A 19,574-nucleotide genomic window follows, 5' to 3' on the forward strand; every position below is an offset into this window, starting at 1 on the left:
TGGGGCCACACCCACCACGGTGACCTCTAGCCGGCCAACCGCCACCGACCCCCACGCGCCACCAGCGTCGTCAACGCCTGCGGCATCAGCCCGGAGTGGTTGTCCGGCGTCATCCGGATCGGGCCGGAGAGGCCGTCGAGCTGCGAGGTCTCCAGCACGTCGCGCAGCGCGTCCCGGTCCACCTTCCCCCGCTCGCCGCCGGAGCGCTGCTCGGCGTCCGCGATGAGCTGGACCGCGTCGGCGGCGAACGAGGAGAAGCCGTTGTAGCCGCCGAACCGGGCGGTGTAGTCCTGGAACCACTGCCGCCGGGCGGCCTTGGCCGGGGTGGTGGCGATGACGTCGTCGATCACCATCGTCTGCGTGAAGATCAGCGTGGCCAGCTCGGTGGAGCGGGCCGAGGGGCCGAGGAACAGTTCGCCGGCGGCCGAGGCGTCGAAGAAGAGCGCGCCGCGGTAGTTGCGCTGCCGGGCCGTGGTGGCGGCCAGCGTCGCCTGCTCCGGAGGCGTCCAGAGGATCAGGGCCTGCGGCTTCTTGTCGACCAGGTCGTCGATCTGCCCGCTCACCTCGGTGTCGGTGATCCGCACCGCCTCGGCGGCGACCAACTTCACCGACGTCTTGCCGAACTCGCGGCGCAGCGCCGCGAGCCCTTCCTGGCCGTACCCGTCGGCGCTGTGCAGCACCGCGACCTTGCGGATCTGGCGGCGGGTCAGCTCGGTGGTGAGCGCAGCCGCGCTGTCGGCGGCGTTCGGGGCGAGCTTGAAGACGTAGCGGCGCTGGTCCACCGGCTCGGTGACCGCGCCGGCGGAAGCGAGCGCGATGGTCGGAATGCGCTTGTCGCTGATCGTGCGCGCCGCGCCGACGGCGCATTCGTTGCAACCGCCCATGATGACGGCGCTCACCTCTGCGTCGCCGCTGAAATCATTGATGTTCCGCAAGGATTCGGCCGCGTCGGAGCGGTTGTCCTTGACTCGTAGCTTGATCTGCCGGCCACCCAGCACGCCGGAGGCGTTCATCTGGTCGACCTTCAGTTCCAGCGCCCGTTGGTACACCTTGCCGATCGGCGCGGAAGCGCCGGAGAGTTCGAGGTCGGCGGCGATCACGATGGGGCTGGTGTCCTGCGGTTCCCCGCCGATCCCGCAGCCGGTGAGCGTGGTGGCCAGCACGGCCGATGCGAGCATCGCGGTGCTCGCGGAGCGGATGGGGCTCAACTCAGTCCTCCAGGGTGCGGCGCGGGCCGGCGCCCGATCACCGCCGCTTGTCCGTCCTCAGTGGAGGAACGGGATTGGTGTGCCGTACGGTGTGCGCGAAGCTTGCAAAACCTTGCCAATGCCGGGCCCTGTGGTCAAGCGGGGATGCCGGATGCCGTTTCGGGACGGGCATCCCACATGTTGGGGACACGAAACGTTAACTGACAATTACTGCGCAGATGCGCTTGGCCACTCTGGAGTGACATCCCCTGTTCAGGGGGTTGGAGAAAAGAAGGTATTAGGTGACCGGATCACGGGTTGAGTCGACACCGACCGTTTCCTGCCTCACCGCGGCTTCCCAAAAAGGATCTCGTCTGATGAAATCTCGGCCGTGCCGCGCGTGGCGCTGGCCGCTGCACCAGGCACGGGTCAGCGGGTCACGCGTGGAAGAAACGACGGAGGCGATGTCGTGAGCACCGGACCTACGACCCTGCCCGGGAGCCCCAGCGCCGAACAGCGGAATCGGCGACGGCGTCTGCCTCGGCTGCGTGACGCGCGGATCCGCTCCAAACTCGCCCTCATCCTGGTCGTCCCGGTGGCGGCTGTCATCGCACTGGCAACTATCCGACTCATCTCGGTGGGCCAGGGCGCGTACGACGCGGACCAGGTCCGGGCGCTGACCGCGGTCTCGGTCGACGTCTCCGCGCTCACCCAGGACCTGCACAAGGAGCGGATGGCGGCAGCCGCCTTCCTGGCCGACACGAACCAGAAGCCGGACGACTACAACCTGCGGGTCCGACGCACCGACGAGCGCATCGCGGCCTACCGGGAGGAGCGCGGCACACTCGGCGACGTGCCGGCCGCGGTCCGGGACCGGCTGAAGGTGATCGACGACCACCTGGAGACGCTCAACGGCACCCGCCAGGAGGTGCTCGACCGCCTCCAGATGCCGGTGGCCGAGGCGAGCCTGCGCTACGGCATCGTCCTCGACGACCTCGTCGCGTACGGCGACACGCTGGCCCAGCAGCCCGGCGCGGAGAGCCTCGCCGACGCCCGCCGCGCGGTGGCCGCGTTCGCCCACGCCAAGGCCGAGGTGGCGGAGGAGCAGGCGGTCGTGTTCACCGCCCTCGCGGTCGGCAACCGGATCGACGAGGAGCAGTTCTCCTCCTTCGTGGCCACGCTGACCGGCCAGCAGGAGGCCCTGCTCTCGTTCTCCCGGGCCGCCGCCCCGGAGCAGCGGGGCCTGGTGGACCGCACCGTATCCGGTGACGCCGTCCAGCTCGCCGACCGGGTCGCGGCCGACCTGTCCCGGTCCGTCGGCAAGCCCGCGCTGGTCACCCGCGACGAGGCGTCCGCCGCCATCGGCGCGGTCGACGACCTGATGCGGTGGGCGGAGATCCAGCTCCTCGACGACCTGCTCGCCGACGCCGACGCGGTCCGCACGGACGTGATCCGGCAGGCGTTCGTGGAGAGCCTGCTCGTGCTGCTGACGCTGGCCGTCGCCGTGACGCTCGCCGTGGTGCTGGCCCGTTCGCTCAACGACTCGCTGCGCCGGCTGCGTGAGGGCGCGCTCTCGGTGGCCAACCACGACCTGCCGGACGCGGTGAGCCGGCTGCAGAACGTCAACGCCATCGGTGACGGTGGCGTGGACGAGATCGTCCAGCAGGTGCGGGACCCGATCAAGCTGACCAACCGCGACGAGATCGGCCAGGTGGCGGTGGCCTTCAACGTGGTCCACCGGGAGGCGGTCCGGGTGGCGGCCGAGCAGGCCGCGCTGCGGACCAGCGTCTCGGCGATGTTCCTCAACCTGGCCCGCCGCTCGCAGAGCCTGGTCGACCGGATGATCGGCGAGCTGGACGCGATCGAGCGCGGTGAGGAGGACCCGAAGCGGCTCGCCCAGCTCTTCGAGCTGGACCACCTGGCCACCCGGATGCGCCGCAACGACGAGAACCTGCTGGTCCTGGCCGGCGCCGACTCGGCCGTGCCGCGCCGCGACGACGCGCTCGTGGTCGACGTGCTGCGCGCCGCCCAGTCCGAGGTGGAGCTCTACAACCGGATCGAGTTCGGCACCGTCGACATCGACATCTCGGTGGCCGCGCACGCCGTCAACGACGTGGTCCGCCTGGTCGCGGAACTGCTCGACAACGCCACCCGGTTCTCGCCGCCGAACACGGTGGTGGTGGCCGACGGCCGGCGGATCCGTGACTACGTGCTGATCCAGGTGGAGGACCGGGGCCTCGGCCTCACCGACGACCAGCTCGACTCGCTCAACCGACGGCTGGCCGCGCCGCCGACCGTCGACGTGGCCGCGTTCCGGCTGATGGGTCTGGCCGTGGTCAGCCGGCTCGCCTCCCGCCACGGGATCCGGGTCGAGCTGCGCCGCAACGTCGAGGGCGGCACGGTCGCCCAGGTCACGCTGCCGAACTCGACGGTGGTGCTGCCGGCCAACCGGGGCCAGGCCCCGCTGACCCGGCCGCGCCAGCCGCTGGCGGTCGAGCAGTCGCCGCTGAGCCAGGTCGGTGCCGCCGACGCGCTGGCCGGTGCCGGGCGGGGCGGCACCGCCACCCTGGCCGACCAGTGGCGCAGCACGGTGACCCCGCCGCCCGCGCGGTGGCAGGCGCCCGCCGAGGCGCGGGACACCGCTCCGGCCGTGCAGTTCGGCGGCATGTCCAGCGCGCTGCCCCCGGTGCCCGCCGCCGTCCCGGCCGCCGCCGCGCCGAACCAGGAGACGGGCTGGTCGGCGGGGGGCCCGACGGTCGCGTACCCGGCTCTCGATCCGCTGCCCAAGCGGACGCCGAGTGGCGAGACGGCGACGACGACCACTCCCGCGCCGCCGGCCTACCAGCCGCTCGCCGCCGCGCCGGCGGTGGAGACCACCCCGGCCGCGCCGGTGGTGGCCCGACCGGACCGGCCGGCCGAGGCGCCGATATTCCGGGAGATGGAGGCGGTCTGGTTCCGCTCGCACGGAGAGGACGAGACCACCATCTTCACCCGACCCCGGTTCGACGAGCCGCCACCCGCTGCGACGCAGCCCGCCCCCGCGCAGCCCGCCGCGTCGGCACGGCCGCCGCTGCCCACCCGTACCCCCGGTGCCCAGGCGGCGGGGCTGGCCACACCGCCCGCGTACAGCCCGCCGGCGGCCCCGTCCACACCGCCCGCCGCGGCGGCGCCACCGCCCGTGCCCGCGCCCGTGCCGGAACCCGCGCCGGCCCCGCCGGTCGACCCGGAGGCGTGGCGGACGGCAGCCGACGACGGATGGACCCGGGCCAGCCAGGCCGCGGAGCCCACCACCGGCGGGACGACCCGGTCCGGCCTGCCCAAGCGGGTGCCGCAGGCGCAGCTCGTGCCGGGCGGGATCGAACCGAAGAGCGGCCGGGACCGCAGCCGACGCACGCCGGACGAGGTACGGGGTCTGCTCTCCGCCTACCACCGTGGCGTCCAGCGGGGCCGTACGGCCGGCACCGACCTGAACAGCACCTCGAACAAGGAGACGAACCGATGAACAGGCCGGCGGCCATGCAGGACATGGGTTGGTTGCTCACCAACTTCGCCGACAGCGTGGCGGGTATCGCCCACGTGGTGGCGGTGTCCGCGGACGGGTTGCTGCTCGCCTCCTCCCGGGACCTGCCGCAGGACCGGGCCGACCAGCTCGCCGCGATCACCTCCGGCGTGGTCAGCCTCACCGAGGGCGCGGCGCGGATGTTCAGCGCCGGCGGGGTGTTGCAGACCGTGATCGAGATGGACAGCGGCTACCTGTTCCTGATGTCCATCAGCGACGGTTCGTCGATGGCCGTGCTCGCGGCGCGCAGTTGCGACGTCGGGCAGGTCGGCTACGAGATGGCGCTGTTGGTGGAGCGGGTCGGTCAGGCGCTGGTGCCGCTGCCGCGGGACGCCGTCCGCTCCTGACGCTCCGTTGACCTGGTGAGCCGGAGCCGCTCCGGCTCCGTACGAGGGGAGGTGATCGCGAGATGGAACCGCGACGTGATCCGCGTGGCGCGTTGGTGCGACCGTACGCGGTCACCCGCGGCCGCACCGAGCCGTTGCAGAACATCGCGCTCGAGGCGGTGCTGTCGAGCACGGCCACCCAGTCCGCCGAGGCGCGGTTCGCCGGGCACGACAAATACCGCATCTCCTCGGTCTGTGAAGGCCGGGCGCAGTCGCTGGCGGAAATCGCCGCTTACACCCGGATGCCGCTGGGCGTCACCCGGGTGCTGGTCGCCGACATGGTGGCCGAGGGCCTGCTGACGCTACACAGTGCCGCTCCCGCGACGGGCTTCGCGGCGCGGATGAACCTGCTTGGAAGGGTGCTAAGTGGACTTCGCGAACTATGACCCCGACGGGGCGAGCCGCGGCCGGGAGATCATCTCCGCGAAGATCGTGATCGCGGGTGGCTTCGGGGTGGGCAAGACCACCCTGGTCGGGGCGATCTCCGAGATCCAGCCGCTGACCACCGAGGCGTTGATGACCGCGGCCGGGGTGGGCATCGACGATCCGTCGAAGGTGCCGGGCAAGGAGACCACCACGGTCGCCATGGACTTCGGCCGGATCACCATGGCCGAGGACCTGATCCTCTACCTCTTCGGCACGCCGGGCCAGACCCGCTTCTGGTTCATGTGGGACGAGATCATCCGGGGCGCGGTGGGCGCGGCGGTGCTGGTGGACACGCGCCGGATCACCGACGCGTTCGCGCCGCTCGACTACTTCGAGAACCGCAAGCTGCCGTACGTGGTGGCGCTGAACCGGTTCGACGACGCGCCGCACTACGAGCTGGAGGAGATCCGGGAGGCGTTGGCCATCTCGCCGGACGTGCCGCTGGTGATGTGCGACGCGCGGCGGCGGGACTCGGTCAAGCAGGTGCTGGTGACCGTGGTCGAGCACGCCATGCTCCGGCTCCAGGCCGAGCACGGCTACCCGGCCTCGGTGGGGTGAACCGGATCTGTCCTTGTTCGCGGCGGTGCCCGTCCTGGACGGGCGGCGCCTCGATCACCTGTCGTCCCGCCCCCGAGCTGCGCAGATCCGACCACCACGTACCCGTACCAGGCGGCACGGGCGGGGACCGGAACGCCCGCCGGAGCTGAGCCGGCTCAGTCCACCCGGAGGCGGTAGCCGCGCTTCACCACGGTCTGCACCACGCGGGGCGCCCGCAGTCCCACCCGGAGCCGGGCCACCGCCATCTCGACGGCGTGTTCGTCCGCGCCCCGGGGCAGCGTCCGCAGCAGCGCGGTGCGGGAGAGCACCTTCCCGGGCGACGCCGCCAGCGCCCGCAGCACGGCCATCGGGGCCGGCGCCAACTGGCGCAGCTCCCCGTCCACCACCGCGGCGTGACCGCGCAACGTGAGCACGTGCCCCGCCGCCTTCACCGAGACCGTGCGGCGGGGCAGCTCCTCGACGATCGTCCGGACCAGCGCGCCGAGCCGGGCCCGGCTCGGCGCGCTCACCGGCACCCCGCGCCGCACCAGCGGCTCGGCGGTGACCGTGCCCACGCACCCGGCCAGCACGTCGCCGCGCAACGCCGCCAGCACCGTCTCGGTCCGGTCCCCGGCGGCCCGCAGCAGCGCCTCCGCCGCCGGGGCGGAGGTGAACGTGACCGCGTCGACCAGTCGCCCGGCGACCAGGTCGATGAGCCGGTGCAGCGGCGCCGGGTCGGCCGGTGGCGCCCAGCGGTAGACCGGCACCTCGATCACCGTGGCCCCGGCCGCGACCAGCGCCTCGGTGCACTCCGGCTGCCGGTCGCCGTGCAGTTGCAGCGCCACCACCTGGCCGGCCACGCCGCGCCGGACCAGGTGCTCGACCACCTCGTCGCAGCTCTCCGAGGCGGGGGACCAGTGCTCACGCAGCCCGGCCGCGCGGATCGCCCCGGTCGCCTTCGGCCCGCGTGACACCACGTACGCGCGGGCGAGCGTGTTCCGCAGCGGTTCGGCCAGCCCCCAGCCCTCGGCCGCCTCCAGCCAGCCCCGCATCCCGATGCCGGTGTTGGCCATCAGCACGTCCGGCGGGTGTGCCAGGCAGGCCCGGGTCGCCTCGCGCAGGTCGGTGTCGTCGGCCAGCGGCACGATCCGCAGCGCCGGGGCGAGCACCACCCGGGCGCCGCGCCGCTGGAACAACGCGGCCAGCTCGTCGCGCCGCCGGTCCGCGGTGACCCCGATGGTGAAGCCCGCCAGTTCGTCCCGCATTCACTCCTCCTGCCGCAGCCGCACCTCGACCAGGCCGTCCCGGCAACGCACCCGGTGCCGCCGCAGCGTCACCCCGGGAAGGTCCAGGCAGTGCCCGGTGGTGAGGTCGTACACCTGCTTGTGCAGGGGGGAGGCGAGCGTCGGCACCCCGCCCCGGCTGCCCACCAGGCCCCGCGACATCACGTACGCGCCGCCCACCGGGTCCAGGTTGTCCACCGCGAACAGCCCGCCGGCGGTGCGCAAGAGCGCGACCTGCACCCCGTCCACGAGCGCCGCCACGCCACGGTCGAGGTCGAGCCGGTCCAGCGGGCACACCGGCGTCCAGCGCAGCGTCGCGGTCGGGCTCATCGCCGGACCTCCGGCAGGCCCAGCACGACGGGCTGCCGCCGGCGTTCCGCGCCCGGTGGCGTGCCGCGCGCCGGCACCGGCTGGCCCCGCTCCACCGCGAAGGTGATGGACGGGTCCGGCACGTCCGGCGCGTTGACGAACGAGGTGAAGCGGCGCAGCCGTTCCGGGTCCTCCAGCACGTCCCGCCACTCGTCGGAGTATCCGTCGACGTGCCGGGCCATCGCCGCGTCGAGGTCGGCGCAGAGCCCCAGCGTGTCGTCCACCAGCACCGACCGGAGGTGGTCGAGGCCACCGTCCATGGCCTCGATCCAGGCAGCCGTACGCTGCAACCGGTCCGCGGTGCGCACGTAGTACATGAGGAACCGGTCGATGAGGGTGACCAGCTCGTCGGTGCTCAGGTCGGTGGCGAACAGGTCGGCGTGCCGGGGCCGGAAACCGCCGTTGCCGCCGACGTACAGGTTCCAGCCGGTCTCGGTGGCGATGACGCCGAAGTCCTTGCCGCGCGCCTCGGCGCACTCCCGGGCGCAGCCGGAGACCGCCGACTTCAGCTTGTGCGGCGCGCGCAGGCCCCGGTAGCGCAGCTCCAACGCGATCGCCAGCCCCACCGAGTCCTGCACGCCGTACCGGCACCAGGTGTCCCCGACGCAGGACTTCACCGTGCGCAGCGCCTTGCCGTACGCGTGCCCGGACTCGAAGCCGGCGTCGACCAGTCGGCGCCAGATCTGCGGGAGCTGGTCGACCCGCGCGCCGAACAGGTCGATCCGCTGCCCGCCGGTGATCTTGGTGTAGAGGTGGAAGTCCCGGGCCACCTCGCCGATCGCGATCAGCTTCTCCGGGGTGATCTCCCCGCCGGGTATCCGGGGCACCACCGAGTAGCTGCCGTCGCGTTGCAGGTTGGCCAGGAAGTGGTCGTTGGTGTCCTGGAGCGACGCCGCCTCGCCGTCGAGCACGTGGCCGGTGCCGAGCGAGGCGAGGATCGAGGCCACCACCGGCTTGCAGATGTCGCAGCCGCGCCCGCGCCCGTGCTCGGCGACCAGCCGGGAGAACGTGCCGATGCCCCGGACCCGGATCAGGTCGAACAACTCCTGCCGGCTCAGGTCGAAGTGCTCGCAGAGCGCGGTGGACTGCCGCACCCCGGCGGCGTCCAGCAGCTGCTTCAGCATCGGCACACAGGAACCGCAGCTCGTGCCGGCCCGGGTGCACGCCTTCAACGCCGGCACGTCGGTCGCCCCGCCGGCGATCGCCGCGTCCAGGTCGGCCCGGGTCACCGCGTTGCAGGAGCAGACCTGCGCGGCGGCCGGCAGCGCGCCCGCCCCGGCCCCCGGGCCGCCGGCCGGGGCCAGTAGCGCCAGCGGGGGACCGGGCAGCGGCCCGCCGACGCTCGCCCGCAACGTCGGGTAGGCGCTCGCGTCACCCACCAGCACGCCGCCGAGCAGCGTCCGCGCGTCGTCGGAGAGGACCAGCTTCGCGTACGACCGGGTGGCCGGGTCGGTGTACGTCACGTCGAGGCAGCCGGCGGTGACGCCGTGCGCGTCGCCGAACGAGGCCACGTCCACGCCGAGCAGCTTGAGCTTGGTCGCGGTGTCCGCGCCGGGGAACGTGGCCGCGCCGCCGAGCAGCCGGTCGGCGACCACCTCGGCGGTCGCGTACCCGGGCGCGACCAGGCCGTGGCAGACGCCCTCCACCGCCGCGCACTCGCCGACCGCCCAGATCCGCTCGTCGGCGGTCCGGCAGACCGCGTCCACCAGCACCCCGCCGCGCGGGCCCAGCGGCAGCCCGGCGGAGCGGGCCAACTCGTCCCGGGGCCGGATCCCGGCCGCGACCACGACCAGCTCCGCGTCGACGGAGCGGCCGTCCGCGAGGTCCAGCGCGGTCACCGTGCCGTCCGGTCCGGGGCGCAGCGCCGTGGTGGCCACCCCGAGGTACGGGGTGACGCCCAGCTCCTCCACGTAGCGGCGGAGCATCGCCCCACCGGCGTCGTCCACCTGCACCGGCATCAGCCGGGGCGCGAACTCGACCACGCTGGTGGCGAGCCCGAGCAGGCGCAGCGCGTTGGCCGCCTCCAGGCCGAGCAGGCCGCCGCCGATCACCGCGCCGGTCCGCCGCCCCCGGGCGTGCGCCCGGATCGCGGTCAGGTCGTCGAGTGTCCGGTAGACGAAGACGCCGGGCAGGTCCGTGCCGTCGACCGGCGGGACGAACGCGTATGAGCCGGTGGCCAGCACCAACGCGTCGTACGGGTGCTCGCCGGTCGCCGTGGTCACCACCCGCCGCGCCCGGTCGACGCCGGTCGCCGGCTCGCCCAGCCGCAGCTCCACACCGTCGTCCGGGGTGTGCAGGCTCAACTCGTCCGCGTCGACGCCGTCGAAGACGGCCGAGAGCCGTACCCGGTCGTACGCCGGACGCCGCTCCTCGGCGAGCACGGTGACCCGCCACCGCCCGTCCCGGTCGCGGGCGCGCAGCGCCTCCACGAAGCGTTGCCCGACCATGCCGTTGCCGACGACCACCAGCCTGCTGGTCCGCTCACTCATGACACCTCCACCGCCTCCCGATCCGCATCCGTCTCGCGTGCCTCGTCGGTCGTGGGCGGGTCCACCTCGGCGAGCCAGGCGGCGATGCCGGCCACCGCGTCCCGGCAGCCGCCGCAGCCGGTGGCGGCCCTCGTCGCCCCGGACAGGGCCGCGACGCTCCGGGCGCCGCCCCGCCAGCACGCCACCAGCGCGCCCTTGGTCACGTCGTTGCACCGGCACACGGTGGCCGCGTCCGGCATCAGCGCCGGGGACGCGGCCGGCTCGGCCGGTGCGCCGACCGCGCGGCCGAGCAGCAGCGCACGCCGGTCCGCCGGCACCGGCGCACCCCGGTCGAAGAGCTGCACCACGGTGCCGACCGCCGGGTTGTCGCCGAGCAGGATCGCGCCGGTCAGCTTCTCGTCGCGGATCCGCAGCCGGGCGTAGGTGCCCCGGGCCGGGTCGGCGAACGTCAGCTCCTCCACCGGACCGTCGCCGGTCGGCCCCGAGCCGTCGCCGGCCGCTGCGCCGTTCCCGGCCGGCGGGTCGGCCATGTCGCCCATCGCGGCCAGGTCGATCCCGGCCGCCTTCAACCGGGTCACCGTCGGTCGGGGGCGGTAGCGGGCCGCCTCGTCCTCCCCGGTCAGCACGCCGGCCACCACCCGCGCCTGCGTCCAGGCCGGCGCCACCAGCCCGGTCAGCGTCCCGTCGTGCTGGGCGCAGTCGCCCACCGCCGAGATGCGCGGGTCGCTGGTCCGCATCCGGTCGTCCACCACCACGCCCCGGTCGACGGCGAGCCCGGCAGCCCGGGCCAGCGCGGTGTCGGGGCGTACGCCGCAGCAGAGCACCAGCAGGTCGGCCGCGAGCGGCTCGCCGTCGCCCAGGTGGAGCCGGACGCCGTCGGCGTCGGCGGTCACCCGGGTCGCCGGCACGCCGAGCCGGGCCCGGACGCCCAACCCGGTCAGCGTGCCCGCGAGGACCGCGCCGGCGGCCGGGTCGAGCTGCCGTTCCATCAGGTGCCCGTTCGGGTGGACCACCGTCACGTCGAGGCCCCGGGCGGCGAGGCCCCGGGCCGCCTCCAGCCCGAGCAGCCCTCCGCCGAGCACCAGGGCGCGACGGGCGTCCCGGGCCACGGCGAGGATGCGCCGGCAGTCGGCCAGCGTGCGGAACGGGACCACCCGGTCGGGCAGCGGGTCGAGCCCCGGCAGCGGCGGCACCACGGCCCGGCTGCCGGTGGCGAGCACCAGGTGGTCGTAGCCGTACCGGCCGCCGTCGGCGGTGCGGACCTCCCGGGCCGCCCGGTCGACGGTGGAGACCGACGTGCCGGTGCGCACGTCCACCCGTGGACCGATCGCCTCGACCAGCTCCACGTCCGGCTCGCCGATCTTTCCGGCGAGCAGCGTGGAGAGCATGATCCGGTTGTACGCCCGGTGCGGTTCCGCCCCGAGCACGGTGATCCGCCGGTCACCGCCCCGGGCGTGCAGCTCGGCGGCGAGCCGGGCCCCGGCCATGCCGTACCCGACGACGACGATGCGCGCGGTCATGCCCGCTCCACCCGGACCGCGCAGATCTTGAACTCGGGCATCCCGGAGACCGGGTCGAGCGCGTCGTTGGTGACCGAGTTGGCCCGGGCGGCGCCGGGCCAGTGGAACGGGGCGAAGACGGTGTCCGGCCGGATCGCCGGGCTGAGCCGGGCCGGCGCGCGCAGCTCGCCCCGGCGGGAGACCACCCGCACCGGCGTCCCGTCGGTCACGCCGAGCCGGGCGGCCAGGTCGGGGTGCAGCTCGACGAAGCCGCCCGGTGCGGCCCGGCGCAGCGCGGCGACCCGTCGGGTCTGCGTGCCGGACTGGTACTGCGCCAGCACCCGGCCGGTGGTGAAGTGCAGCGGGTACTCGGCGCAGACCGGCTCGGCGGCCGGGCGGTGGGTCACCGGGTGGAACCGGGCCCGGCCGTCCGGGGTGGGGAACCGGTCGGCGAAGAGGCGGGGCCGGTCCGGTCCGTCGACGTCCGGGCAGGGCCAGAACACGCCGCCGTCGGCGTCGATCCGGTCCCAGGTGATCCCGGCGTAGTCGGCGGGGCCGCCCGCCGAGGCGCGGCGCAGCTCCTCGAACACCGTCCGCGGGTCGGTCGGCAGCGGTGCGTCGTCGGTCAGGCGGGCGGCCAGCGCGGCGAGGATCTCCAGGTCGGTCCGGACGCCGGCGGGTGGCGCGCGGAACGCGCGGCGGCGCAGCACCCGACCCTCCAGGTTGGTCATCGTGCCGTCCTCCTCGGCCCACTGGGTCACCGGCAGCACCACGTCGGCCAGCTCGGCCGTCTCCGAGCGGAGGAAGTCGGCGACCACGAGCAGGTCCAGGTCGCGCAGCCGGGACTCGATCCGGGCCGCGCGCGGCGCGGAGACGACCGGGTTGGAACCGAACACCAGCAGCGCCCTCGGCCCGGACGGGGTGCCGAGCGAGTCGAGCAGTTGATAGGCGGGCACCCCCGGGCCGGGCAGCGTCGCCGGGTCGACGCCCCACACGCCGGCCACGTGCTCCCGGGCCGCCGGGTCGTCGATCCGCCGGTAGCCGGGGAGCTGGTCGGCCTTCTGCCCGTGCTCCCGTCCGCCCTGCCCGTTGCCCTGCCCGGTCAGGCAGCCGTAGCCGGAGCCGGGGCGGCCGGGCAGGCCGAGCGCGAGCGCCAGGTTGATGAAGGCGGTGACGGTGTCGACGCCCTTGGCGTGCTGCTCGGCGCCCCGGGCGGTGAGGATGATCGCGCGGTCCGCGCCGGCCAGCGCGCGGGCGGCGGCCTCCAGGTCGGCCACCGGCACCCCGGAGAGGCGTTCCACCTCCGCCGGCCAGCAGCCGGCGACGGTGCGCCGGACCTCGTCGAACCCGGTGGTACGCGCCGCGACGTACGCCCGGTCGACGAAGCCCTCGGTGAGCGCGATGTGCAGCAGCGCGTTCGCCACCGCCAGGTCGGTGCCGGGCAGCGGTTGCAGGTGCAGGTCGGCCTGGCGGGCGGTGGCGGTGGCCCGGGGGTCGATCACGATCAGCCGGCCGCCGCGCTCCCGCTGGTCGGCGACGTGCCGCATCAGCGGCGGCATGGTCTCGGCCGGGTTCGCGCCCACCAGCAGCAGCGTGTCCGCCCGGCCGAGGTCGGCGAGCGGGAACGGCAGGCCCCGGTCGACGCCGAAGGCGCGGTTGCCGGCCGCGGCGGCCGACGACATGCACCAGCGTCCGTTGTAGTCGATGTGCCGGGTGCGCAGCGTCACCCGGGCGAACCGGCCCAGCGCGTACGCCTTCTCGTTGGTCAGCCCGCCGCCGCCGAAGACCGCCACCGCGTCCCGCCCGTGCCGTTCGCGCACCGTGTGCAGGCCGGCGGCGACCCGGTCGAGCGCCTCGTCCCAGCTCGCCGGGCGCAGCTCCCCGCCGGGCCGGTCGCGCAGCAGCGGCGTGGTGAGCCGCTCCGGGTGGTCGAGCAGTTCGGCGGCGGTCCAGCCCTTCTGGCACAGCCCGCCCCGGTTGGTGGGGAAGTCCCGCGCGGCGACCTCGACGCCGTCGCCGTCGCCGCGCAGCGCCATGCCGCACTGCAACGCGCAGTACGGGCAGTGCGTGGCCGTCTCCCGGGGGCGCACCCCCGATCGCGTCGCCACGCGTGCACCGTCTGTCATGTCGGAAAAGCGTGCCGCCGGGCGGTTTCCGGCCCGGGTCCCTTCTGTTTCGGTCCTGTCAAGAGCGCCTCACACCGCACAGGGCTGACGGAACGGATCGACTGGTCTAGAATGTGAGAAAATAATCCCACAGAATGGGAGACTGATGTGAGCGTGACGGATGCTTTCGACGCCGTGGCCGGCCGCTACGACCAGGCCCGACGCCGGCTGGTGCCCTGCTTCGACGCGTTCTACGGCACGGCGATCGAGGTGGCCGCGCCGCCGCTGCGGGCCGCGCTGGCCGCCGGGCGTACCCCCGAGGTGCTGGACCTGGGCGCGGGCACCGGCCTGCTCTCCCTGCTGCTGTCCGCAGCGGTCCCCGGCGTCCGGCTGACGCTTGTGGACGGCGCACCCGCCATGCTCGCGGTCGCCACCGGTCACCTGGCCGCCCGCGGGGTGCCGCACCGCACGGTCCACGCCGACCTGGCCGACCCGCTGCCCGCCGGCCGCTACGACGCGGTGGTCTCCGCGCTGGCCATCCACCACCTCGACGACGACGGCAAGCGGTCGCTCTACCGCCGGGCGGCGGACGCGCTCGTGCCCGGCGGCGTGTTCGTCAACGCCGAGCAGGTGGCCGGCCCCACCACGGCGCTGGACCGGCGCTACGACGAGGTGTGGACGGCGCGGATCACCGAGTTGGGCTCCGACGCCGAGGAGGTCGCCGGGGCCCGCGAACGGATGCGGCACGACCGGCCGGCCACCGTGGCCGACCAGTGTCGCTGGCTCGGCGAGGCCGGTCTGACGGACGTGGACTGCTTCTTCAAGGAGTGGCGCTTCGCCGTCTTCGGCGGCCGCCGCCCCGGCTTCGAGTGACCGGGCGAACCTGGGTGCTCCCGCGTTACGGCGTACTCGGGCGTGTCGCGCAAGAGAAGAAGTAGCCCTAAGAGCGATATACCTCAGAGTCATATTTATGGATTTTGTGCTGGATGTGTGGGTCATCGGTTGGGGAGTTGGGGGCGGTGGCCGCCGAGGCTGAGTAGGGCTAGGGCGATGAGGGCGTGGGGTGAGTGGAAGCCGAAGGCCATCCGGGTGATGAGGCGGATCTTGGCATTGACGGATTCGATGCGGCCGTTGGACAGGCCGTGTTCGAGCGAGGCGATGATGGCGTCGCGGTGGCGGACCACGCGGCGTTGCAGGTCGACGAAGATGTCGATGCGGCTGCGGCGGGCCCAGCCGATCCATTGGTCGAGGGCTTGGACCGCTGTGGTGGGGCTGGTTTTGGCCAGGGTGAACACGTAGCGCAGGCCTTCTTTGAGGGCCCAGGCTCGGTGTAGGCGGGGGTGGTTCTTGGCGATCCAGTCGAGGGTGGCCCGTTGTGCGCCGGTGAGGTTGTCCGGGTTCTTCCACAACGCCCAGCGGGTGTTCTTCACCAGCCGCGCTTCGCCGACGGCGACACCGCGACGGCCTGTTCCCCGACCGGCGGCGGCGTTCCATACCTGCCGGCGGACTCGGTCCACGGCGTCGCTGGCCCAGGCCACGACGTGGAACGGGTCGGCGCAGCGCACCGCGTTCGGGCAACGACGGCGCACCACGGTGGTGATCCAGTCCGCGCCGTCAGCCGACACGTGGGTGATCGCGGCTGCCCGCTCGGGTCCGAGCAGGTCGAAGAACTCGTGCAACGTAGCCGCGCTCTTGCCCGCAGCGGCCCACACCAGCCGGCCGGTGTCGTGATCCACCACCACGCTCAGATACCGGTGGCCTTTCTTGTAGCTGACCTCGTCGATACCGATACGACGTAACCCGTCGAGGCGATCCACCGCTGCGCCGCTATCAGCCCACACCCGCGCGATGATCGCACCCACCGTGCGCCAACTGATCCGCATCAACCGCGACACCACCGACTTCGCCGCGTGCACCGCCAACCACGCCACCGCCTGATCGAACGCCCGGGTATGCCCCGCCCCATGCCTGGCCCACGGCACCGCCGCGACCACCACCCCATGCACCCGACACGACACCCGCGGCGCATCGGCCTCGATCACCGCCCGCACCACCCCCAGATCCAACGCCCGCCACCGCCGACGCACCCCCGCGTCATAACCAGGACACCGCCGCCGGCAAAACGGACACCGCCGCCGAGCACCCCGAGCCACCCGCACCCGAGCCACCACCACCTGCTCGACCGCATCGAACTCGACACCCTCCACCACCGCCTGCTCGACCCCGAACAACCGAGCCCATACCCTTACCGAACGCACGCCGTTGCCCCGCCCACTCAGTTCTGACCTTCGACAAGCCAGAACCTAGGCAGGACAACGGCGTGCGCCATCAACGACGCGCCCAACCACCCACAAACACGTCACAAGACCCATATTTATGACCCTGAGGTATATCGCGGAGAAGTGCACATCATCCGGCGGCCGTCACGCACTTGACGTGTCGAAATTTCTGATCCGCGCGAGCGGGGATGACTGGCGGTCATACCGCTGGGTAGGCTGCCTGGCATGACCGCCAAGGTGACACTGTCGTTCTCCGACGAGACGATCGAGGAGGCGCGCCGGTTCGCCAAGCGGGAAGGGCTCTCCCTCTCCGCCTGGATGGACCAGGCCGCCCGGGAGAAGGCGCTGCGCGAGGTCTTCACCGCGCACGCCGCCGCGGTCGCCCGGGCCGGCCTGGACCTGGAATCCGCCGCCCTGGCCGACGCCCAGGAGGCCGCGATGGTCGACGACGCCATGTTCGGCGGCGGGCGTCCGCGTGCTGCGTAGGGGAGAGATCTGGCGCATCTCCGGCGCCCGGGAACGGTACGGCCTGGTCGTCAGCTCCGACGTCTACAACTCCACCGACGTGCCGATCGTGATCGTGGCCGAGGTGGTCGAGGAGTCGCTGCTGCGCGACTCGCCGCTCGCGGTGCGGATGGGCGGCTTCGTGGTGATGCCCGACCGGCTCTCCTCGCCGATGAAGAAGTGGTTCACCGAGTGCGTGGACGTGGCGGACACCGAAACCATGCAGCGGGTCGCCCGGGCGCTGCGCATCCTCCAGGAGCTGTGACGGTCTCACCGTCGCCGTCCGGCGGACGTGCGGTCTCCGTTTCCGGACCGACGCGCGCGGGGCACCCGGGGGAAACCACCCGTTCCTAGCGTCCCCCTCGTCACCGACGAGGAGGAGTCGCCGTGAGCACGCTCGCTTCAGCCCCGACCCCGACCGCGCCCCCGGCGCCGGCCACCACCGGCCGCCCGGGGCGGATCACCGAATGGCGCCCGGAGGACCCGGCGTTCTGGGCCGCGGGCGGCGCCCGCACCGCCCGGCGCAACCTGTGGGTGTCGATCTTCGCCGAGCACGTCGGTTTCTCGGTGTGGAGCCTCTGGTCGGTGACCGTGCTCTTCCTCGGCCCCGGGTACGGCATCGACCCGGCCGGGAAGTTCCTGCTCACCGCCGTACCGGCCGCGTTGGGCGCGGTGCTGCGGCTGCCGTACACGCTGGCGGTGGCCCGGTTCGGCGGACGGAACTGGACCATCGTCAGCGTGTTGCTGCTGCTGGTGCCGGCGGTGCCGATGGCGGTGCTGATCCGGCCCGGCGTGTCGTACGCCACGCTGATGGTGCTGGCCTGCCTGTCCGGCGTGGGCGGCGGCAACTTCGCATCGTCCATGGCGAACATCAACCTGTTCTTCCCGGAGCGTCTGAAGGGCCGGGCGCTGGGGCTCAACGCCGGCGGCGGCAACCTCGGCGTACCGGCGGTGCAGCTCGTCGGGCTGGCGGTGCTGGCCACCGCGGGGGCTGCGTACCCCTGGCTCGTGCCGGCCGTCTACCTGCCGTTGATCGTGCTCGCCGCGCTGGTCGCGGCGCGCGGGCTGGACAACGTCCCGGGGGCGCGCAACGAGCCGGGCGCGTTGCGCGCGGCGGCCCGCGACCCGCACACCTGGGTGATGTCGCTGCTCTACGTCGGCACGTTCGGCTCGTTCATCGGCTTCGGCTTCGCCTTCGGTCAGGTGCTCCAGCTCCAGTTCCACGACCGGTTCCCGACCCCGGTCGACGCCGCCTGGCTGACCTTCCTCGGGCCGCTGGTCGGCTCGCTGGTCCGGCCGGTCGGCGGCCAGCTCGCCGACCGGCTCGGTGGGGCGCGCGTCACGTTCTGGAACTTCGTCGCGATGGCCGGTGGCGCCGTGCTGGTGCTGTACGCCGCCCGGGACCGGTCCTTCCCGCTCTACCTGGCCGGGTTCCTGGCGCTCTTCGTCTTCTCCGGGATCGGCAACGGCTCGACCTACAAGATGATCCCGGCGATCTTCCGGGCCCGGGCCGCCGCCGAGGCCGAGCTGACCGGGGACCGGGAGGCGGCGCAGCGCCGGGCCCGACGCCTGTCCGGCGCGCTGATCGGCATCGTCGGGGCGGTCGGCGCGTCCGGCGGGGTGCTGGTGAACGTGGCGTTCCGGCAGTCGTTCCTGACCTCCGGCACCGCCGACGCCGCCTATCTGGCCTTCGTCGGCTGGTACGCGATGTGCTTCCTGGTGACCTGGGCGGTGTACCTGCGACCGGGGGCGCGTACGCTGGTCGGCGTGTGACAGGCGCCATGCGAAGGCGCAGGTCGGGCGCGGGGCGACCCCGTTTTGACCTGCCGCCGGGCGGCCGGGTATCGTTGCCTGCTGTTGTACGACATTCTTAGGCGTGCCGCATCAGGTACGCTTGGTCGTTCGTGCGCGCTGGTTCGACTGGGAAGCCCCGGTTACCTCGGCGCGCGACCCCAGACCGACGACGAGACAAGGTAGACCTGTGCGTACGTACAGCCCGAAGCCGGGTGAGATCGAGCGTCAGTGGCACGTCATCGACGCCTCTGATGTCGTGCTGGGCCGCCTGGCGACCCACGCCGCCACGCTGCTGCGTGGCAAGCACAAGCCGACTTTCGCGCCGCACGTCGACACGGGCGACTTCGTCGTCATCGTGAACGCGGGCAAGGTCGCGCTGACCGGCAACAAGCGCCAGACCAAGGTCGCTTACCGCCACTCCGGTTACCCGGGTGGTCTGAAGCGGGTCGGCTACGACGAGCTGCTCACCAAGCGGCCCGAGCGGGCCATCGAGCTGGCCGTGAAGGGCATGCTCCCGCACAACAAGCTGGGCCGACAGATTCTCAAGAAGCTGAAGGTCTACGCCGGTGCCGAGCACCCGCACGCCGCGCAGCAGCCGGCCCCGTTCGAGATCAAGCAGATCGCGCAGTGAGCGCGGGCGAAGGAAGCAGCATGACCGACATCACCGAGACCGAGGTCGCCCCCGAGGCCACCGAGGCGCCGGCGCCCGTCGCGCGCGCGCCCCGCGGTGACCGCCCGATCCAGACCGTGGGCCGTCGCAAGGAAGCCATCGTCCGGGTCCGGATCATCCCGGGCAGCGGCAAGATCACCTGCAACGGCCGTGACCTCGAGGCCTACTTCCCGAGCAAGGTGCACCAGCAGCTCATCAAGGACCCGCTGGTCACCGCCGAGAAGCCCGAGGCGTTCGACGTGATCGCCAACCTGCGGGGCGGCGGCACCACCGGCCAGGCCGGCGCGCTGCGGCTCGCCATCGCCCGGGCGCTGATCGTCAGCGAGCCCGACGACCGCCCGGCCCTGAAGAAGGCCGGCTTCCTGACCCGTGACGCCCGGGTCAAGGAGAGCAAGAAGTACGGCCTCAAGAAGGCCCGTAAGGCTCCCCAGTACTCGAAGCGCTGATCACACACAGCGTCTTGTACTTCTGACGGACGGCCGGGTCC

17 protein-coding genes are annotated in these 19,574 nt (G+C 73.2%); 10 read left to right on the top strand and 7 right to left on the bottom strand.

The features are described from left to right. Positions 1–26 precede the first annotated feature (26 nt). On the bottom strand, positions 27–1,208 hold the full coding sequence (locus VKK44_RS01825; RefSeq protein WP_343445105.1) for an ABC transporter substrate-binding protein: 1,182 nt from the start codon (positions 1,206–1,208) through the stop codon (positions 27–29). 448 nt (positions 1,209–1,656) lie between these two features. Here VKK44_RS01825 and VKK44_RS01830 point away from each other — a divergent pair, with 448 nt between their 5' ends. From VKK44_RS01830 to VKK44_RS01845, 4 genes are all read left to right on the top strand, one after another. Further along, on the top strand, positions 1,657–4,689 hold the full coding sequence (locus VKK44_RS01830) for a sensor histidine kinase (RefSeq protein ID WP_343445107.1): 3,033 nt from the start codon (positions 1,657–1,659) through the stop codon (positions 4,687–4,689). Next, on the top strand, positions 4,686–5,093 hold the full coding sequence (locus VKK44_RS01835) for a roadblock/LC7 domain-containing protein (protein WP_089155226.1): 408 nt from the start codon (positions 4,686–4,688) through the stop codon (positions 5,091–5,093). Before VKK44_RS01830 ends, VKK44_RS01835 begins: the two co-directional genes overlap by 4 nt. Before the next feature lie 62 nt (positions 5,094–5,155). Further along, complete coding sequence (locus VKK44_RS01840) at positions 5,156–5,518, top strand: DUF742 domain-containing protein (RefSeq protein ID WP_091065900.1); 363 nt, start codon at positions 5,156–5,158, stop codon at positions 5,516–5,518. After that, complete coding sequence (locus VKK44_RS01845) at positions 5,499–6,116, top strand: GTP-binding protein (RefSeq protein ID WP_091065903.1); 618 nt, start codon at positions 5,499–5,501, stop codon at positions 6,114–6,116. Before VKK44_RS01840 ends, VKK44_RS01845 begins: the two co-directional genes overlap by 20 nt. Positions 6,117–6,271: 155 nt before the next feature. Here the strand turns inward: VKK44_RS01845 and VKK44_RS01850 are convergent, their stop codons facing one another. The 5 genes from VKK44_RS01850 to VKK44_RS01870 are packed head-to-tail and all read right to left on the bottom strand — an operon-like array spanning position 6,272 to position 13,771. Then, positions 6,272–7,360 (bottom strand): uroporphyrinogen-III synthase, encoded by a 1,089-nt coding sequence (locus VKK44_RS01850; RefSeq protein ID WP_343445108.1) that lies wholly within the window; start codon positions 7,358–7,360, stop codon positions 6,272–6,274. Further along, positions 7,361–7,708 (bottom strand): nitrite reductase small subunit NirD, encoded by a 348-nt coding sequence (gene nirD, locus VKK44_RS01855; protein ID WP_343445109.1) that lies wholly within the window; start codon positions 7,706–7,708, stop codon positions 7,361–7,363. Then, positions 7,705–10,236 carry a nitrite reductase large subunit NirB gene (gene nirB / locus VKK44_RS01860; RefSeq protein WP_343445111.1) on the bottom strand — a complete coding sequence of 844 codons (2,532 nt, stop codon included), beginning with the start codon at positions 10,234–10,236 and terminating at the stop codon, positions 7,705–7,707. Before nirB ends, nirD begins: the two co-directional genes overlap by 4 nt. Next, positions 10,233–11,756, bottom strand: coding sequence for an FAD-dependent oxidoreductase (locus VKK44_RS01865; RefSeq protein ID WP_343445112.1), 1,524 nt, complete (start codon positions 11,754–11,756; stop codon positions 10,233–10,235). Before VKK44_RS01865 ends, nirB begins: the two co-directional genes overlap by 4 nt. After that, positions 11,753–13,771, bottom strand: a complete 2,019-nt coding sequence (locus VKK44_RS01870) for a molybdopterin oxidoreductase family protein (RefSeq protein WP_458351650.1) — start codon at positions 13,769–13,771, stop codon at positions 11,753–11,755. Before VKK44_RS01870 ends, VKK44_RS01865 begins: the two co-directional genes overlap by 4 nt. 243 nt (positions 13,772–14,014) lie before the next feature. Here VKK44_RS01870 and VKK44_RS01875 point away from each other — a divergent pair, with 243 nt between their 5' ends. Continuing rightward, positions 14,015–14,713, top strand: coding sequence for a class I SAM-dependent methyltransferase (locus VKK44_RS01875; protein WP_343445114.1), 699 nt, complete (start codon positions 14,015–14,017; stop codon positions 14,711–14,713). A gap of 122 nt (positions 14,714–14,835) precedes the next feature. Here VKK44_RS01875 and VKK44_RS01880 read toward each other — a convergent pair whose 3' ends face one another. Then, complete coding sequence (locus VKK44_RS01880) at positions 14,836–16,098, bottom strand: ISL3 family transposase (RefSeq protein ID WP_343442779.1); 1,263 nt, start codon at positions 16,096–16,098, stop codon at positions 14,836–14,838. 246 nt (positions 16,099–16,344) lie between these two features. Here VKK44_RS01880 and VKK44_RS01885 point away from each other — a divergent pair, with 246 nt between their 5' ends. The 5 genes from VKK44_RS01885 (at position 16,345) to rpsI (ending at position 19,533) form a co-directional block, all read left to right on the top strand. Then, positions 16,345–16,605, top strand: a complete 261-nt coding sequence (locus VKK44_RS01885) for a DUF6364 family protein (RefSeq protein ID WP_343445115.1) — start codon at positions 16,345–16,347, stop codon at positions 16,603–16,605. Next, complete coding sequence (locus VKK44_RS01890; RefSeq protein ID WP_343445117.1) at positions 16,595–16,888, top strand: type II toxin-antitoxin system PemK/MazF family toxin; 294 nt, start codon at positions 16,595–16,597, stop codon at positions 16,886–16,888. Before VKK44_RS01885 ends, VKK44_RS01890 begins: the two co-directional genes overlap by 11 nt. Positions 16,889–17,010: 122 nt before the next feature. Continuing rightward, a complete protein-coding gene (locus VKK44_RS01895) occupies positions 17,011–18,396 on the top strand; it encodes a nitrate/nitrite transporter (RefSeq protein WP_343445118.1) in 1,386 nt (461 codons plus the stop codon). 208 nt (positions 18,397–18,604) lie between these two features. Next, a complete protein-coding gene (gene rplM / locus VKK44_RS01900; protein WP_343445120.1) occupies positions 18,605–19,048 on the top strand; it encodes a 50S ribosomal protein L13 in 444 nt (147 codons plus the stop codon). Between the two features lie 20 nt (positions 19,049–19,068). Next, positions 19,069–19,533, top strand: coding sequence for a 30S ribosomal protein S9 (rpsI, locus tag VKK44_RS01905; RefSeq protein WP_281596266.1), 465 nt, complete (start codon positions 19,069–19,071; stop codon positions 19,531–19,533). Positions 19,534–19,574 lie beyond the last annotated feature (41 nt).

This window comes from Micromonospora sp. DSM 45708 (assembly GCF_039566955.1).
Lineage (GTDB): Bacteria > Actinomycetota > Actinomycetes > Mycobacteriales > Micromonosporaceae > Micromonospora.

Excerpts from the sequence above, each read along its gene's own strand:
- VKK44_RS01835 (WP_089155226.1), top strand. The coding sequence starts at position 4,686 with ATGAACAGGCCGGCGGCCATGCAGGACATGGGTTGGTTGCTCACCAAC.
- VKK44_RS01840 (WP_091065900.1), top strand. The coding sequence starts at position 5,156 with ATGGAACCGCGACGTGATCCGCGTGGCGCGTTGGTGCGACCGTACGCG.
- VKK44_RS01850 (WP_343445108.1), bottom strand. The coding sequence starts at position 7,360 with ATGCGGGACGAACTGGCGGGCTTCACCATCGGGGTCACCGCGGACCGG.
- nirD (WP_343445109.1), bottom strand. The coding sequence starts at position 7,708 with ATGAGCCCGACCGCGACGCTGCGCTGGACGCCGGTGTGCCCGCTGGAC.
- nirB (WP_343445111.1), bottom strand. The coding sequence starts at position 10,236 with ATGAGTGAGCGGACCAGCAGGCTGGTGGTCGTCGGCAACGGCATGGTC.
- VKK44_RS01865 (WP_343445112.1), bottom strand. The coding sequence starts at position 11,756 with ATGACCGCGCGCATCGTCGTCGTCGGGTACGGCATGGCCGGGGCCCGG.
- VKK44_RS01870 (WP_458351650.1), bottom strand. The coding sequence starts at position 13,771 with ATGGCGCTGCGCGGCGACGGCGACGGCGTCGAGGTCGCCGCGCGGGAC.
- VKK44_RS01885 (WP_343445115.1), top strand. The coding sequence starts at position 16,345 with ATGACCGCCAAGGTGACACTGTCGTTCTCCGACGAGACGATCGAGGAG.
- rpsI (WP_281596266.1), top strand. The coding sequence starts at position 19,069 with ATGACCGACATCACCGAGACCGAGGTCGCCCCCGAGGCCACCGAGGCG.